Here is a 16,165-nt window from a genome sequence, read left to right on the forward strand (position 1 = left end):
ACAGTGAAAATACTATAATTCACTAGAAGTGAATTGCCGCCCAAAAGAAGTCCAAAATCTGTTGAAAAAACTAAGAGTAGTTCAACTCTATCTAAACGAAGAGAAGTCTGTGATTATCTTGCTAGAAGATATAAGATAATAATTTAGCCATACTACATGGAATTATGAGTATCAATTTATTTTCGCACCAAAATATAGATGTCAGATAATCAATGACATATTTAAAGGGGAAAGTGGGTTGATGATATTCAACCGATAAGCGGCTAAAGATGTCTAAGATATAAAATAAAAAGCTCCTAACCTTGGTTAAGAGCAAATAAAAAGGAGAGGACCAATGTCAGTAAGGGTTCTTTACAGCCCGAAGCTGAAGGTAGCACCGCACCCGAAGTTACTAAAGCAACTTCCTTTGAACGCTCTGTTACCAGACGTCCTACGATATCCTCTCATTATGCAAATAATAGCATAAAAGTTGGCCTTCGGTCAAGAGCAAGGTACAAATGACGGTCTGTTGGTGACAGTGATTTGAGCAAAATTAATAAGTAAGGACAAGAATGATACAAAATAAAGCAATGGAAAGCGTAAGAAGCTATCGGATATAAGCATAAAACATCAATCTATTTATGTTTTTACTTGAAAAAATAAAGAACAGCTGTCATAGGCACAAGAGACAACTCTAGAAGAGTCAGATGAAACGTCCGAACTTGTTAATCAACTTATAAATGGGGAATCAGTAGCGGATTTAGTTGCCTATGCATTCCTTGTTGATATAGCATTACATTGGGAATCTTTGCAAAACTAAGCTAAAGCTTATTGATAGTAGAAAAAAATAGGCACTTAAAGTTTAAAAACTTTAAGTGCTTTTTTTGTTACTTTTTGAAATCTTTTACGAATAGATATATTGTAGAAAATAGGAGGTAAAAAAATGATGACATATGATGAAGTAATGGAAGCGATAGAAAGAGGTTTTATCAAGGGCGATAAAATCAGTATTGTTCGACGAAATGGTAAAATCCATGATTATGTCTTGCCGGGAGAGAAATTAGAACCGGGAGAAATAGTGACAGAAGAGAATTTAGAAGCTGTCCTTGAAGAATTGAGTGAATAATATATGAGAATGTTTTATTTCGAAAATAAATTGTTTAATATTTAGTATAGTATGCTGTATTAATTGGTAAAACCTAAAGAGAGAATGGAATTATTTGGGCGCTATATTCTCTTTAGGTTTTACCTTTTTGCTATAATTTTTATATAAAAAATAGCATAAAAATCTAGTTATCCGCATAAAAACTGGACTTATCACACTTTATCAAGGTCAAAACCACTCAATTTACTACTAATTTACTACTTATGAATGAGCTTTGATACGACGATTTATCCTTGAAAAGTGAAGATATAAAGATACTTCCAATAAAATTTGAATATTTAATAGGTAGACACTTCAAAAAATGAGGTGTCTATTTTTTTACCCGATTTTGAAAGGAAGTGAACTTATGAAAACAAAAAATCAAGAATCAAAAGGTCGTTCCCCACTCTTTAAGACCATCAAACATTCATTCAGCCAATAAAAAAGAAAGGATAGGTAAAAATATGGAACTTAAATTTGTGATTCCCAACATGGAAAAAACATTCGGCAATTTAGAATTTGCTGGCGAGGATAAAGTCGTTCAGCGAAGAATCAACGGACGGCTAACTGTCTTATCAAGAAGCTATAATCTCTATTCTGATGTTCAAAGAGCAGATGATATTGTGGTGGTGCTTCCTGCTGAAGCTGGCGAAAAACATTTCGGCTTTGAGGAACGTGTGAAGTTAGTCAATCCACGTATTACCGCAGAGGGCTACAAAATCGGCACTCGTGGTTTTACAAATTACCTTTTACATGCTGACGACATGATAAAAGAATAAAGAAAGAGAGGAAAAATGATGAGATTAGCAAATGGCATTGTATTAGATAAAGACACGACTTTTGGAGTATTGAAATTCTCTGCTCTACGTCGTGAAGTGAGAATCCAAAATGAAGACGGGTCGGTTTCAGATGAAATCAAGGAACGTACCTATGACTTAAAATCCAAAGGACAAGGACGCATGATTCAAGTAAGTATTCCTGCCAGCGTGCCTTTGAAAGAGTTTGATTATAACGCACGGGTGGAACTTATCAATCCCATTGCGGACACCGTTGCTACTGCCACCTATCAAGGAGCAGATGTTGACTGGTATATCAAGGCAGACGATATTGTGCTGACAAAGGATTCTAGTTCATTCAAAGCTCAACCACAAGCAAAGAAAGAACCGACACAAGACAAATAGTCGCTAGGTAGAAAGGAGACTTTTTCGCATGAAACAGCGTGGTAAAAGGATTCGCCCATCTGGTAAAGATTTAGTCTTTCATTTTACGATAGCGTCACTCCTGCCTGTTTTCCTGCTGGTTGTCGGACTGTTTCATGTGAAGACAATCCAGCAGATCAACTGGCAGGATTTTAACCTATCACAAGCAGATAAGATTGACATTCCCTATTTAATTATCAGTTTCAGTGTCGCAATTCTTATCTGCTTGCTGGTAGCGTTTGTATTCAAACGGGTTCGCTATGATACGGTTAAACAACTTTACCACCGTCAAAAACTGGCAAAGATGATACTTGAAAACAAGTGGTATGAATCTGAACAGGTCAAAACAGAGGGTTTCTTTAAAGATAGTGCTGGTCGTACAAAGGAAAAGATAACCTACTTCCCTAAAATGTATTATCGACTTAAAAATGGCTTGATACAGATACGGGTGGAAATCACGCTGGGAAAATATCAAGACCAACTCTTACACTTGGAAAAGAAATTAGAGAGTGGCTTGTACTGTGAGCTGACGGATAAAGAGTTAAAGGATTCCTATGTGGAATATACTTTGCTCTATGACACCATAGCCAGTCGTATTTCTATTGATGAAGTAGAAGCTAAAGATGGTAAACTTCGCTTAATGAAAAACGTATGGTGGGAATATGATAAGCTCCCTCATATGTTGATTGCTGGTGGTACAGGTGGCGGTAAAACTTACTTTATACTGACACTGATTGAAGCCTTGCTTCATACAGATTCAAAACTGTATATTCTTGACCCGAAAAATGCTGACCTTGCGGACTTAGGTTCTGTGATGGCAAATGTCTACTATAGAAAAGAAGACTTGCTTTCTTGCATTGAAACATTCTATGAAGAAATGATGAAACGTAGTGAGGAAATGAAGCAGATGAAGAACTATAAGACTGGCAAAAATTATGCTTACTTAGGTCTCCCGGCACACTTCTTAATCTTTGATGAATACGTCGCTTTCATGGAAATGCTGGGAACAAAAGAAAACACCGCAGTTATGAATAAGCTGAAACAGATTGTCATGTTAGGTCGTCAAGCTGGCTTCTTTCTAATACTGGCTTGTCAACGTCCAGACGCAAAATATTTAGGCGACGGAATCCGTGATCAGTTTAATTTCAGAGTGGCTTTAGGTCGTATGTCTGAAATGGGCTATGGCATGATGTTTGGCAGTGACGTACAAAAGGATTTCTTCTTAAAGCGAATCAAAGGTCGTGGCTATGTTGATGTAGGAACAAGTGTCATATCAGAGTTTTATACTCCCCTTGTACCAAAAGGATATGATTTCTTGGAGGAAATTAAAAAGTTATCCAACAGCAGACAGTCCACGCAGGCGACGTGCGAAGCGGAAGTCGCAGGTGTGGACTGATCTTGCTGGCTGGTGTGGCAATAGCCACGCCAGCACTTAACCCCCCGTATCTAACAGGGGGGTACAAATCGACAGGAAACAGTCAAAAAAACATTAGAAAATCCTTTGGTTACAAGGGATTTACAAAATTTCAGCGTATGTCAAATGGGCTTTAAAAGTTGACATACGCCTTTTTGATTGGAGGGATTTTTACTGAATGAACAAACTTGGTTACAGCATTTAAAAGAAAAACGCTTGGCTTATGGACTATCTCAAAACCGTTTAGCTGTTGCGACTGGTATTACAAGGCAGTATCTAAGCGATATTGAAACAGGAAAAGTCAAGCCATCAGAGGATTTACAGCAGTCCCTTTGGGAAGCTCTGGAACGCTTCAATCCCGACGCTCCCCTTGAAATGCTGTTTGATTATGTAAGGATTCGCTTTCCGACAACAGACGTACAGCAGGTGGTCGAAAACATCTTACAACTGAAACTGTCCTATTTTCTTCATGAGGACTATGGTTTCTATTCTTATTCAGAGCATTATGCTTTAGGCGACATATTCGTCCTTTGCTCCCATGAACTGGACAAAGGAGTTCTGGTGGAATTGAAAGGTCGTGGGTGCAGACAATTTGAAAGCTATCTTCTGGCACAACAAAGAAGCTGGTATGAGTTCTTTATGGACGTTTTGGTGGCTGGCGGTGTGATGAAACGCCTTGACCTTGCCATTAACGATAAGACAGGGATTTTGAATATCCCTGTACTCACTGAAAAGTGCCAACAGGAAGAATGTATCTCCGTCTTCCGCAGTTTTAAAAGCTATCGCAGTGGCGAACTGGTACGCAAAGAGGAAAAGGAATGTATGGGAAACACCCTCTATATCGGTTCATTACAAAGTGAAGTTTATTTCTGTATCTATGAAAAGGACTACGAGCAGTACAAGAAAAATGATATTCCCATTGAAGACGCAGAAGTAAAAAACCGTTTTGAGATTCGATTGAAAAATGAGCGTGCCTATTATGCAGTCCGTGATTTACTCGTCTATGACAATCCAGAGCATACCGCCTTTAAAATTATCAATCGGTATATCCGTTTTGTAGATAAAGACGATTCCAAACCTCGTTCTGATTGGAAACTGAATGAAGAATGGGCTTGGTTTATTGGGAACAATCGTGAACGATTAAAACTAACCACAAAACCAGAGCCTTACTCCTTCCAAAGGACGCTGAACTGGCTATCTCATCAAGTTGCCCCGACCTTAAAGGTTGCGATTAAACTTGATGAAATCAACCAGACGCAGGTTGTAAAAGACATTCTCGACCATGCGAAACTGACAGACCGACACAAGCAGATTTTGAAGCAACAGTCAGTAAAAGAACAGGACGTGATAACAACAAAAAAATAACTCAAATACAAATTCATTGAATATAGAGAGGAGAACATTTTTATGAATTTTGGACAAAACCTTTATAACTGGTTTCTATCAAACGCTCAATCACTGGTGCTTTTAGCAATCGTTGTGATTGGCTTGTATCTTGGCTTCAAGCGTGAGTTTAGCAAACTGATTGGCTTTTTAATTATTGCGATTATTGCGGTTGGCTTAGTCTTCAACGCTGCTGGAGTAAAAGACATTTTACTAGAGCTATTCAATCGCATTATTGGTGCTTAAATAAAACCGTTCTTTTGTGGAATATAAGTGGTTTTCTTATGTTCCGCAAAGGAATGGTACACCAAACGAAGTGCGGTAGGGATTTTTGAATCTCTACAAAGAAAGGACGTGAATATATGGACGATATGCAAGTCTATATTGCGAATTTAGGCAAATACAATGAGGGCGAATTGGTCGGTGCGTGGTTTACCTTTCCCATTGACTTTGAGGAAGTCAAAGAGAAAATCGGCTTGAATGATGAATATGAGGAATACGCCATTCATGACTACGAGTTACCCTTTACGGTTGACGAATACACTTCCATTGGCGAACTCAATCGACTATGGGAAATGGTATCGGAATTACCCGAAGAATTACAATCGGAGCTATCTGCTCTGCTCACTCATTTTTCAAGCATTGAAGAACTAAGCGAACATCAAGAGGATATTATCATTCATTCCGATTGTGATGATATGTATGACGTGGCACGCTACTACATTGAAGAAACGGGTGCTTTAGGCGAAGTACCAGCTAGTCTTCAAAACTATATTGATTATCAAGCCTATGGTCGGGATTTAGACCTTTCAGGAACGTTTATCTCAACCAATCATGGGATTTTTGAAATCGTCTATTAAATCTGTCGGTACATTACTACTGGCAGATTTTCTATTTTACGGGGTGGCTCAATCAGCTACCCCTATTTTTTATGAAAGGATTGATTACATGAAGAAAATACGAAGCTATACCAGTATCTGGTCTGTGGAAAAGGTACTGTATTCTATCAATGATTTTAGACTTCCGTTTCCCATAACCTTTACGCAAATGACATGGTTTGTCGTGTCACTCTTTGCAGTGATGATACTTGGCAACTTGCCCCCTCTTTCCATGATAGAGGGAGCATTTCTCAAATACTTTGGGATTCCTGTGGCTTTCACATGGTTTATGTCTACAAAAACTTTTGATGGTAAAAAGCCTTATGGATTTTTGAAGTCTGTCATTGCTTATGCACTGCGACCAAAGCTGACCTATGCAGGAAAAAAAGTAACGCTTGGCAGAAACCAGCCACAAGAAGCCATTACAGCAGTTAGGAGTGAATTTTATGGCATATCCAATTAAATACATTGAAAACAATCTCGTCTGGAATAAAGACGGGGAATGTTATGCTTACTATGAGCTTGTTCCTTACAATTACTCATTTCTAAGTCCAGAACAGAAAATACAAGTGCATGATTCTTTCAGACAGCTTATCGCACAAAATCGTGATGGCAAAATTCATGCTTTACAAATCAGTACAGAATCCAGCATACGTTCTGCACAAGAGCGTTCCAAAAATGAAGTCACTGGCAAGCTCAAAGCGGTTGCCTATGACAAAATCGACCAACAGACAGACGCTTTAATATCCATGATTGGCGAAAATCAAGTGAACTACCGTTTCTTTATCGGCTTTAAGTTGCTTCTCAACGATCAGGAGTTTTCTATGAAAAGTCTTACCGTTGAAGCAAAAAATGCTTTGTCTGATTTTGTCTATGATGTGAACCATAAGCTGATGGGCGATTTTGTTAGTATGAGTAATGATGAAATCCTGCGTTTTCAGAAGATGGAAAAGCTCTTAGAAAATAAAATCTCTCGTCGTTTCAAAATCCGCAGGTTAGATAAGGACGACTTCGGCTATCTGATTGAACACCTTTACGGACAGACAGGCACTGCCTATGAAGAGTATGAGTACCATCTATCAAAGAAAAAGCTGGATAATGAAACGCTGATTAAATACTATGACTTGATTAAGCCTACTCGCTGTTTGGTGGAAGAAAAACAGCGATATTTGAAAATCCAGCAGGAAGATGAAACCGTCTATGTAGCTTACTTTACCATTAACAGCATTGTCGGAGAACTGGACTTCCCGTCCTCTGAAATCTTCTACTACCAGCAACAGCAATTTACATTCCCGATTGATACGTCAATGAATGTGGAAATTGTAGCGAATCGTAAAGCCCTATCTACTGTCCGCAATAAAAAGAAAGAACTGAAAGACTTGGATAACCACGCTTGGCAAAGTGATAATGAAACCAGCTCCAATGTGGCGGAAGCTCTGGAAAGTGTGAATGAGCTGGAAACCAATTTAGACCAAAGCAAGGAATCTATGTACAAGCTGTCTTATGTGGTAAGGGTATCAGCAAATGATCTTGACGAACTCAAACGTCGTTGTAATGAAGTGAAAGATTTTTATGACGATTTAAGCGTAAAACTGGTACGACCATTTGGGGATATGCTCGGCTTACATGAAGAATTTTTACCTGCCAGCAAGCGTTATATGAATGATTATATTCAATACGTGACCTCTGATTTCCTCGCTGGTTTAGGTTTTGGTGCTACTCAAATGCTGGGGGAAAATGAGGGGATTTATGTTGGCTACAGCTTAGATACTGGACGCAATGTCTATCTGAAACCTGCTCTTGCCAGTCAAGGGGTTAAGGGTTCAGTAACCAATGCGTTAGCGTCGGCTTTTGTTGGTTCGCTGGGTGGTGGTAAATCCTTTGCGAATAACCTTATCGTCTATTATGCGGTGCTTTATGGGGCACAAGCAGTGATTGTAGACCCAAAAGCAGAACGTGGCAGATGGAAAGAAACCTTGCCAGAGATTTCCCATGAAATCAATATCGTCACTCTGACTTCTGATGAGAAAAACAAAGGCTTACTTGACCCTTATGTGATTATGAAAAATCCCAAAGATTCTGAATCACTGGCTATTGATATTCTGACATTCCTTACGGGGATTTCCTCTCGTGATGGGGAACGCTTCCCAATCCTTAGAAAAGCCATTCGTGCAGTAACCAATAGTGAAGTACGAGGGTTGATGAAAGTGATTGAGGAATTACGGGTTGAGAATACGCCACTAAGTACCAGTATAGCCGACCATATCGAAAGTTTTACAGACTATGACTTTGCACATTTATTATTCAGTAATGGTTATGTGGAGCAGTCTATCAGCTTAGAAAAACAACTGAACATTATACAGGTTGCGGACTTGGTACTTCCCGACAAGGAAACTTCCTTTGAGGAATATACCACTATGGAGCTTTTATCCGTTGCTATGCTGATTGTCATTAGTACCTTTGCTTTAGACTTTATCCATACAGACCGAAGCATTTTCAAGATTGTAGATTTAGACGAAGCATGGAGCTTTTTACAGGTAGCACAAGGAAAAACACTATCTATGAAGCTGGTTCGGGCTGGTCGTGCTATGAACGCTGGGGTATATTTCGTGACCCAAAATACAGACGACCTCTTAGATGAAAAACTGAAAAATAACCTCGGCTTAAAATTTGCATTTCGTTCCACTGACCTTAACGAGATTAAAAAGACCTTAGCCTTTTTTGGTGTAGACCCAGAGGACGAAAACAATCAGAAGCGATTGCGTGATTTGGAAAACGGGCAATGCCTTATCAGTGATTTATATGGTCGTGTCGGTGTGATACAGTTCCACCCTGTATTTGAAGAACTGCTCCATGCCTTTGATACCAGACCACCTGTGCGAAAAGAGGTGTAAATGTGAAACCATCAATAGTAAACAGAATAAAATCAAACTGGACGCTGAAACGTCTAGGTAAAGTGGCAATGACAGTGGCTTTCACACTTGTGATTGCCATTTTTCTTTTAGCCATGCTGGGAACGGTGGTTCAAGCTGCGGGCTTGGTAGATGATACGGTCAATGTGGCAAATGAATACAGCCGATACCCACTTGAAAACTATCAACTGGATTTTTATGTGGATAATAGCTGGGGCTGGCTTCCGTGGAACTGGTCGGACGGGATTGGAAAACAGGTCATGTATGGACTATATGCCATTACCAATTTTATTTGGACAATCAGTTTGTATGTTTCCAATGCGACAGGTTACTTAGTACAGGAAGCCTATTCCTTAGACTTCATTTCCGCTACAGCAGATTCCATTGGTAAGAATATGCAGACCTTAGCTGGTGTGAGTGCAAACGGATTTTCAACAGAGGGTTTCTATGTTGGATTCCTCTTACTCTTGATTTTGGTTCTTGGGGTTTATGTTGCCTATACGGGACTGATAAAGAGAGAAACCACAAAGGCAATTCATGCCATTATGAATTTTGTGCTGGTGTTTATCCTATCGGCTTCCTTTATTGCCTACGCTCCCGACTACATTAAAAAAATCAATGACTTTTCATCAGACATCAGTAATGCCAGTTTATCACTTGGCACGAAGATTGTCATGCCCCATTCCGATAGTCAAGGCAAGGACAGCGTGGACTTAATCAGAGATAGCCTGTTTTCCATACAGGTTCAGCAACCGTGGCTACTGCTTCAATACAACAGTTCAGACATTGAAAGTATCGGTATTGACCGTGTGGAAAGCCTGCTCTCCACCAGCCCAGATTCCAACAATGGCGAAGACAGAGAAAAAATTGTTGCGGAAGAAATTGAAGACAGAAGCAATACCAATCTAACCATTACAAAGACCATTAACCGTTTAGGTACAGTCTTCTTCCTATTTGTCTTCAATATTGGGATTTCCATATTTGTATTCCTATTAACAGGAATCATGATTTTCTCGCAGGTACTTTTTATCATCTATGCTATGTTTCTGCCTGTGAGCTTTATTTTAAGCATGATTCCATCATTTGATGGTATGTCAAAACGAGCCATAACAAAGCTCTTTAATACCATTTTGACACGAGCTGGAATCACATTGATTATTACGACAGCATTTAGTATTTCAACCATGCTCTATACCTTATCGGCTGGTTATCCGTTCTTTTTGATTGCTTTTCTACAGATTGTGACCTTTGCAGGAATCTACTTCAAGCTGGGCGATTTAATGAGTATGTTTTCTCTACAGAGTAACGATTCTCAAAGTGTGGGAAGTCGTGTGATGAGAAAACCTCGTATGCTTATGCACGCTCACATGCACCGTCTACAGCGGAAACTTGGACGTTCCATGACTACTCTAGGGGCTGGGTCTGCCATTGTTACAGGTAAAAAAGGACAGTCGGGTTCGGGGAGTTCTGCAAGGACACAAGCAGATCACTCCCGACCAGACGGAAAGGAAAAATCAACACTTGGAAAACGTATCGGTCAAACCATCGGTACAGTAGCTGATACCAAAGACAGAATGGTAGACACTGCTAGTGGTTTGAAAGAACAGGTTAAAGATTTGCCGACCAATGCAAGATATGCAGTATATCAAGGAAAATCCAAAGTAAAAGAGAATGTCCGTGATTTAACCAGTAGTATTTCTCAAACCAAAGCGGACAGAGCCAGTGGACGCAAGGAACAGCAGGAACAAAGGCGAAAAACCATTGCGAAGCGTCGCTCTGAAATGGAACAGGTCAAACAGAAAAAACAGCCTGCTTCTTCTGTTCATGAAAGACCGACTACAAGACAAGAACAATATCATGATGAACAGACCTCAAAACAGTCTAATATTCAGACTTCATATAAGGAATCTCAACAAGCCAAACAAGAGCGTCCAGCAGTTAAGTCCGATTTTTCAAGTCCAAAAGTGGAACGCCAAGGCAATACCGTTCAAGAAAAAACCGTTCAAAAGCCAGCAACTTCAACCACTACAGCAGATAGAACTTCACAACGTCCAATCACAAAAGAACGTCCGTCTACTGTTCAAAGAGTACCACTACAAAATACAAGAAGTAGACCACCAATCAAAACCGCCACCATTAAGAAAGTCGGTAAGAAACCATGAAGTTGAAAACTTTAGTGATTGGTGGTTCTGGATTATTCTTGATGGTCTTCTCACTGCTTCTGTTTGTTGCCATTTTATTTTCAGATGAACAGGACAGCGGAATTTCCAATATTCATTATGGAGGTGTGAATGTTTCCGCAGAAGTGCTGGCTCATAAGCCTATGGTAGAAAAATATGCCAAAGAATATGGCGTTGAAGAATATGTCAACATACTTCTTGCGATTATACAGGTGGAATCGGGCGGTACTGCGGAAGATGTTATGCAGTCCTCGGAATCCCTCGGTCTTCCACCTAATTCATTGAGTACAGAAGAATCCATTAAGCAAGGTGTGAAGTATTTCAGTGAATTATTAGCCAGTAGCGAAAGGCTCAGTGTAGATTTAGAATCGGTTATCCAGTCCTACAATTATGGTGGTGGTTTCTTAGGGTATGTGGCTAATCGTGGAAATAAATATACCTTTGAACTGGCTCAAAGTTTCTCAAAAGAGTATTCAGGTGGCGAAAAAGTGTCTTACCCCAATCCCATAGCCATACCTATCAATGGGGGCTGGCGATACAACTATGGCAATATGTTTTATGTGCAACTGGTAACGCAGTATCTTGTCACAACAGAGTTTGATGATGATACGGTACAAGCCATCATGGACGAAGCACTGAAATATGAGGGCTGGCGATACGTTTACGGTGGAGCTTCCCCGACTACTTCTTTTGATTGTAGCGGACTGACACAATGGACGTATGGAAAAGCTGGAATTAACTTACCACGAACCGCACAACAGCAATATGATGTGACCCAGCATATCCCACTATCGGAAGCACAAGCTGGCGATTTGGTTTTCTTTCATTCTACCTATAACGCTGGCTCTTATATTACTCATGTTGGGATATACCTTGGCAATAACCGTATGTTTCATGCAGGCGACCCAATCGGTTATGCCGACTTAACAAGCCCCTACTGGCAACAGCATTTAGTGGGAGCAGGACGAATCAAACAATGAGAAAGGAAGATTTAATGATGAAATTTAGAAAAAATCAGAATAAAGAAAAACAGATACCAAAGGAAAAGAAACCTCGTGTCTACTATAAGGTCAATCCTCATAAAAAGGTTGTGATTGCCTTGTGGGTACTTTTAGGGCTTAGTTTCAGCTTTGCGATATTCAAGCACTTTACAGCTATAGATACTCATACTATTCACGAAACAACTATCATAGAAAAGGAATACGTTGATACTCATCATGTAGAAAATTTTGTAGAGAACTTTGCGAAAGTCTACTATTCATGGGAGCAATCCGATAAGTCCATTGATAATCGAATGGAAAGTCTAAAAGGCTATCTGACAGATGAACTTCAAGCTCTCAATGTTGATACAGTACGCAAAGATATTCCTGTATCGTCTTCTGTAAGAGGATTTCAGATATGGACGGTAGAGCCAACTGGCGACAATGAGTTTAATGTAACCTACAGTGTAGACCAGCTCATTACAGAGGGAGAAAATACAAAGACCGTCCACTCTGCTTATATAGTGAGTGTCTATGTAGATGGTTCTGGAAATATGGTACTGGTTAAGAATCCGACCATTACCAACATACCTAAGAAATCAAGTTATAAACCAAAAGCCATTGAAAGTGAGGGGACGGTTGATTCCATTACAACCAATGAAATCAATGAGTTTTTAACGACGTTCTTCAAGCTCTATCCTACAGCGACAGCCAGTGAACTTTCCTACTATGTGAATGACGGGATATTAAAACCAATCGGAAAAGAGTACATCTTTCAAGAACTGGTAAATCCTATTCACAATCGTAAGGATAATCAAGTCACGGTATCGCTGACAGTGGAGTATATCGACCAGCAGACCAAAGCAACGCAGGTATCTCAATTTGATTTGGTACTTGAAAAGAACGGGAGTAATTGGAAGATTATAGAATAACAAATATTGGTACATTATTACAGCTATTTTGTAATCACGTACTCTCTTTGATAAAAAATTGGAGATTCCTTTACAAATATGCTCTTACGTGCTATTATTTAAGTATCTATTTAAAAGGAGTTAATAAATATGCGGCAAGGTATTCTTAAATAAACTGTCAATTTGATAGTGGGAACAAATAATTGGATGTCCTTTTTTAGGAGGGCTTAGTTTTTTGTACCCAGTTTAAGAATACCTTTATCATGTGATTCTAAAGTATCCGGAGAATATCTGTATGCTTTGTATGCCTATGGTTATGCATAAAAATCCCAGTGATAAGAGTATTTATCACTGGGATTTTTATGCCCTTTTGGGCTTTTGAATGGAGGAAAATCACATGAAAATTATTAATATTGGAGTTTTAGCTCATGTTGATGCGGGAAAAACTACCTTAACAGAAAGCTTATTATATAACAGTGGAGCGATTACAGAATTAGGAAGCGTGGACAGAGGTACAACGAAAACGGATAATACGCTTTTAGAACGTCAGAGAGGAATTACAATTCAGACGGCGATAACCTCTTTTCAGTGGAAAAATACTAAGGTGAACATCATAGACACGCCAGGACATATGGATTTTTTAGCAGAAGTATATCGTTCATTATCAGTATTAGATGGGGCAATTCTACTGATTTCTGCAAAAGATGGCGTACAAGCACAAACTCGTATATTGTTTCATGCACTTAGGAAAATAGGTATTCCCACAATCTTTTTTATCAATAAGATTGACCAAAATGGAATTGATTTATCAACGGTTTATCAGGATATTAAAGAGAAACTTTCTGCGGAAATTGTAATCAAACAGAAGGTAGAACTGCATCCTAATATGCGTGTAATGAACTTTACCGAATCTGAACAATGGGATATGGTAATAGAAGGAAATGATTACCTTTTGGAGAAATATACGTCTGGGAAATTATTGGAAGCATTAGAACTCGAACAAGAGGAAAGCATAAGATTTCATAATTGTTCCCTGTTCCCTGTTTATCACGGAAGTGCAAAAAACAATATAGGGATTGATAACCTTATAGAAGTGATTACGAATAAATTTTATTCATCAACACATCGAGGTCAGTCTGAACTTTGCGGAAAAGTTTTCAAAATTGAGTATTCGGAAAAAAGACAGCGTCTTGCATATATACGTCTTTATAGTGGCGTACTGCATTTGCGAGATCCGGTTAGAATATCGGAAAAGGAAAAAATAAAAATTACAGAAATGTATACTTCAATAAATGGTGAATTATGTAAAATCGATAAGGCTTATTCCGGGGAAATTGTTATTTTGCAGAATGAGTTTTTGAAGTTAAATAGTGTTCTTGGAGATACAAAGCTATTGCCACAGAGAGAGAGAATTGAAAATCCCCTCCCTCTGCTGCAAACGACTGTTGAACCGAGCAAACCTCAACAAAGGGAAATGTTACTTGATGCACTTTTAGAAATCTCCGACAGTGACCCGCTTCTGCGATATTATGTGGATTCTGCGACACATGAAATCATACTTTCTTTCTTAGGGAAAGTACAAATGGAAGTGACTTGTGCTCTGCTGCAAGAAAAGTATCATGTGGAGATAGAAATAAAAGAGCCTACAGTCATTTATATGGAAAGACCGTTAAAAAAAGCAGAGTATACCATTCACATCGAAGTTCCACCGAATCCTTTCTGGGCTTCCATTGGTCTATCTGTAGCACAGCTTCCATTAGGGAGCGGAGTACAGTATGAGAGCTCGGTTTCTCTTGGATACTTAAATCAATCGTTTCAAAATGCAGTTATGGAGGGGATACGCTATGGCTGTGAACAAGGATTGTATGGTTGGAATGTGACGGACTGTAAAATCTGTTTTAAGTATGGCTTATACTATAGCCCTGTTAGTACCCCAGCAGATTTTCGGATGCTTGCTCCTATTGTATTGGAACAAGTCTTAAAAAAAGCTGGAACAGAATTGTTAGAGCCATATCTTAGTTTTAAAATTTATGCGCCACAGGAATATCTTTCACGAGCATACAACGATGCTCCTAAATATTGTGCGAACATCGTAGACACTCAATTGAAAAATAATGAGGTCATTCTTAGTGGAGAAATCCCTGCTCGGTGTATTCAAGAATATCGTAGTGATTTAACTTTCTTTACAAATGGACGTAGTGTTTGTTTAACAGAGTTAAAAGGGTACCATGTTACTACCGGTGAACCTGTTTGCCAGCCCCGTCGTCCAAATAGTCGGATAGATAAAGTACGATATATGTTCAATAAAATAACTTAGTGTATTTTATGTTGTTATATAAATATGGTTTCTTGTTAAATAAGATGAAATATTTTTTAATAAAGATTTGAATTAAAGTGTAAAGGAGGAGATAGTTATTATAAACTACAAGTGGATATTGTGTCCTGTATGTGGAAATAAAACACGATTAAAGATAAGGGAAGATACTGAATTAAAAAAATTCCCCCTCTATTGTCCGAAATGCAGACAAGAAAATTTAATTGAAATAAAGCAGTTCAAAGTAACTGTGATTACAGAGCCAGACGCAAAGACGCAGAGCCGATAAAATGAGATTAATACAATCTCATTTTATCGGCTCTTTCCGTTATGTATGGATTCTTTTAATTAGTCTTCGATGTTTCTTGCTTCGTTGATACCGCTGGCTAAAGATTCCATTAAGGATAGTTCTTTGTCTGTAAAGCTATCCATGTATTTCTCTATCTGTAATCGTCGGGTGCTTTTTACCAAGTTATTAGCAGGTAAGAAAAATTCATCAACGGAAACATGAAGTAACGATACAAGGTCATAAAGAACTTGTATGCTGGGGTGTTGCCCTTTATTTTCAATATTAGTTAAGTACCGTGGGTCAATTTCAATCAATGCTCCCACTTGTTCACGAGTTAAACCTCGTTTCAATCGAGCTTCTTTAATGGCTAAACCAAAGGCTCTAAAATCATATTTATCTTCTTTTTTACGCATAGTAGACCACCTCTATACATTTTATTGTTCCTACTGAATTAAAAACAGGTATAGAAAAACGTGTTATATGGTTTATAGGTTTATATTTAATAAAAAGCACTACTAAACGCCAATAAAAAAAACCGTTATATGGTAGTGCTATTTACGCTGTTAAAATATTGTATATTAC

16 protein-coding genes and 1 pseudogene are annotated in these 16,165 nt (G+C 38.7%); 16 read left to right on the forward strand and 1 reads right to left on the reverse strand.

The features are described 5' to 3' along the window. Positions 1–922 precede the first annotated feature (922 nt). The 16 genes and pseudogenes from HMPREF3112_RS08900 (at position 923) to HMPREF3112_RS11135 (ending at position 15,583) form a co-directional block, all read left to right on the forward strand. Positions 923–1,105 carry a competence regulator inhibitor paratox gene (locus tag HMPREF3112_RS08900; RefSeq protein WP_070439358.1) on the forward strand — a complete coding sequence of 61 codons (183 nt, stop codon included), beginning with the start codon at positions 923–925 and terminating at the stop codon, positions 1,103–1,105. 482 nt (positions 1,106–1,587) lie between these two features. Beyond that, positions 1,588–1,902: a YdcP family protein gene (locus HMPREF3112_RS08905; protein WP_000420682.1), complete on the forward strand. Its 315-nt coding sequence runs from the start codon at positions 1,588–1,590 to the stop codon at positions 1,900–1,902. Positions 1,903–1,917: 15 nt separating this feature from the next. Continuing rightward, on the forward strand, positions 1,918–2,304 hold the full coding sequence (locus HMPREF3112_RS08910) for a YdcP family protein (protein WP_070439361.1): 387 nt from the start codon (positions 1,918–1,920) through the stop codon (positions 2,302–2,304). Between the two features lie 28 nt (positions 2,305–2,332). Then, complete coding sequence (locus HMPREF3112_RS08915; RefSeq protein WP_000813488.1) at positions 2,333–3,718, forward strand: FtsK/SpoIIIE domain-containing protein; 1,386 nt, start codon at positions 2,333–2,335, stop codon at positions 3,716–3,718. Between the two features lie 2 nt (positions 3,719–3,720). Next, a complete protein-coding gene (locus HMPREF3112_RS11125) occupies positions 3,721–3,873 on the forward strand; it encodes a hypothetical protein (RefSeq protein WP_000879507.1) in 153 nt (50 codons plus the stop codon). A 22-nt stretch (positions 3,874–3,895) separates the two neighbouring features. Next, entirely contained in the window at positions 3,896–5,101 is a 1,206-nt protein-coding gene (mobT, locus tag HMPREF3112_RS08920; RefSeq protein ID WP_000398284.1) for a MobT family relaxase, read from the forward strand. A gap of 42 nt (positions 5,102–5,143) precedes the next feature. Next, positions 5,144–5,365: a hypothetical protein gene (locus HMPREF3112_RS08925; RefSeq protein ID WP_001009056.1), complete on the forward strand. Its 222-nt coding sequence runs from the start codon at positions 5,144–5,146 to the stop codon at positions 5,363–5,365. Positions 5,366–5,481: 116 nt separating this feature from the next. Beyond that, positions 5,482–5,979 (forward strand): antirestriction protein ArdA, encoded by a 498-nt coding sequence (locus HMPREF3112_RS08930; RefSeq protein WP_000342539.1) that lies wholly within the window; start codon positions 5,482–5,484, stop codon positions 5,977–5,979. An 88-nt stretch (positions 5,980–6,067) separates the two neighbouring features. Further along, entirely contained in the window at positions 6,068–6,460 is a 393-nt protein-coding gene (locus HMPREF3112_RS08935; RefSeq protein ID WP_000723888.1) for a conjugal transfer protein, read from the forward strand. Then, positions 6,444–8,891 carry a conjugal transfer ATPase TcpF gene (locus HMPREF3112_RS08940; RefSeq protein ID WP_000331160.1) on the forward strand — a complete coding sequence of 816 codons (2,448 nt, stop codon included), beginning with the start codon at positions 6,444–6,446 and terminating at the stop codon, positions 8,889–8,891. The genes HMPREF3112_RS08935 and HMPREF3112_RS08940 overlap by 17 nt, the downstream gene beginning before the upstream one ends. 2 nt (positions 8,892–8,893) lie before the next feature. Beyond that, positions 8,894–11,071, forward strand: a complete 2,178-nt coding sequence (locus tag HMPREF3112_RS08945) for a CD3337/EF1877 family mobilome membrane protein (RefSeq protein WP_000804748.1) — start codon at positions 8,894–8,896, stop codon at positions 11,069–11,071. Continuing rightward, positions 11,068–12,069, forward strand: coding sequence for a bifunctional lytic transglycosylase/C40 family peptidase (locus HMPREF3112_RS08950; RefSeq protein WP_000769868.1), 1,002 nt, complete (start codon positions 11,068–11,070; stop codon positions 12,067–12,069). Before HMPREF3112_RS08945 ends, HMPREF3112_RS08950 begins: the two co-directional genes overlap by 4 nt. Next, positions 12,066–13,001, forward strand: a complete 936-nt coding sequence (locus tag HMPREF3112_RS08955; RefSeq protein ID WP_001224320.1) for a conjugal transfer protein — start codon at positions 12,066–12,068, stop codon at positions 12,999–13,001. The genes HMPREF3112_RS08950 and HMPREF3112_RS08955 overlap by 4 nt, the downstream gene beginning before the upstream one ends. Positions 13,002–13,314: 313 nt before the next feature. Then, positions 13,315–13,362: pseudogene (locus HMPREF3112_RS11950) on the forward strand (hypothetical protein); the annotation flags it as partial. A 15-nt stretch (positions 13,363–13,377) separates the two neighbouring features. Beyond that, positions 13,378–15,297: a tetracycline resistance ribosomal protection protein Tet(M) gene (gene tet(M), locus HMPREF3112_RS08960; protein WP_070439364.1), complete on the forward strand. Its 1,920-nt coding sequence runs from the start codon at positions 13,378–13,380 to the stop codon at positions 15,295–15,297. A 118-nt stretch (positions 15,298–15,415) separates the two neighbouring features. After that, positions 15,416–15,583: a cysteine-rich KTR domain-containing protein gene (locus HMPREF3112_RS11135; protein ID WP_000336323.1), complete on the forward strand. Its 168-nt coding sequence runs from the start codon at positions 15,416–15,418 to the stop codon at positions 15,581–15,583. Positions 15,584–15,642: 59 nt separating this feature from the next. On the opposite strand, the gene HMPREF3112_RS08965 is transcribed toward HMPREF3112_RS11135, so the two are convergent. Continuing rightward, the gene (locus HMPREF3112_RS08965; RefSeq protein ID WP_001227347.1) at positions 15,643–15,996 is read right to left on the reverse strand and encodes a helix-turn-helix transcriptional regulator; all 354 of its coding nucleotides are present in this window, start codon (positions 15,994–15,996) and stop codon (positions 15,643–15,645) included. Between the last annotated feature and the right edge of the window lie 169 nt (positions 15,997–16,165).

This window comes from Streptococcus sp. HMSC10E12 (genome assembly GCF_001807855.1).
GTDB lineage: Bacteria > Bacillota > Bacilli > Lactobacillales > Streptococcaceae > Streptococcus > Streptococcus salivarius.

Bases quoted from the DNA above. Each gene is read 5' to 3' on its own strand.
- HMPREF3112_RS08965 (WP_001227347.1), bottom strand. From the start codon at position 15,996: ATGCGTAAAAAAGAAGATAAATATGATTTTAGAGCCTTTGGTTTAGCC.
- HMPREF3112_RS08955 (WP_001224320.1), top strand. From the start codon at position 12,066: ATGAGAAAGGAAGATTTAATGATGAAATTTAGAAAAAATCAGAATAAA.
- HMPREF3112_RS08910 (WP_070439361.1), top strand. From the start codon at position 1,918: ATGATGAGATTAGCAAATGGCATTGTATTAGATAAAGACACGACTTTT.
- HMPREF3112_RS08940 (WP_000331160.1), top strand. From the start codon at position 6,444: ATGGCATATCCAATTAAATACATTGAAAACAATCTCGTCTGGAATAAA.
- HMPREF3112_RS08905 (WP_000420682.1), top strand. From the start codon at position 1,588: ATGGAACTTAAATTTGTGATTCCCAACATGGAAAAAACATTCGGCAAT.
- HMPREF3112_RS08950 (WP_000769868.1), top strand. From the start codon at position 11,068: ATGAAGTTGAAAACTTTAGTGATTGGTGGTTCTGGATTATTCTTGATG.
- HMPREF3112_RS08930 (WP_000342539.1), top strand. From the start codon at position 5,482: ATGGACGATATGCAAGTCTATATTGCGAATTTAGGCAAATACAATGAG.
- HMPREF3112_RS08935 (WP_000723888.1), top strand. From the start codon at position 6,068: ATGAAGAAAATACGAAGCTATACCAGTATCTGGTCTGTGGAAAAGGTA.
- HMPREF3112_RS08900 (WP_070439358.1), top strand. From the start codon at position 923: ATGATGACATATGATGAAGTAATGGAAGCGATAGAAAGAGGTTTTATC.
- HMPREF3112_RS08915 (WP_000813488.1), top strand. From the start codon at position 2,333: ATGAAACAGCGTGGTAAAAGGATTCGCCCATCTGGTAAAGATTTAGTC.
- HMPREF3112_RS08925 (WP_001009056.1), top strand. From the start codon at position 5,144: ATGAATTTTGGACAAAACCTTTATAACTGGTTTCTATCAAACGCTCAA.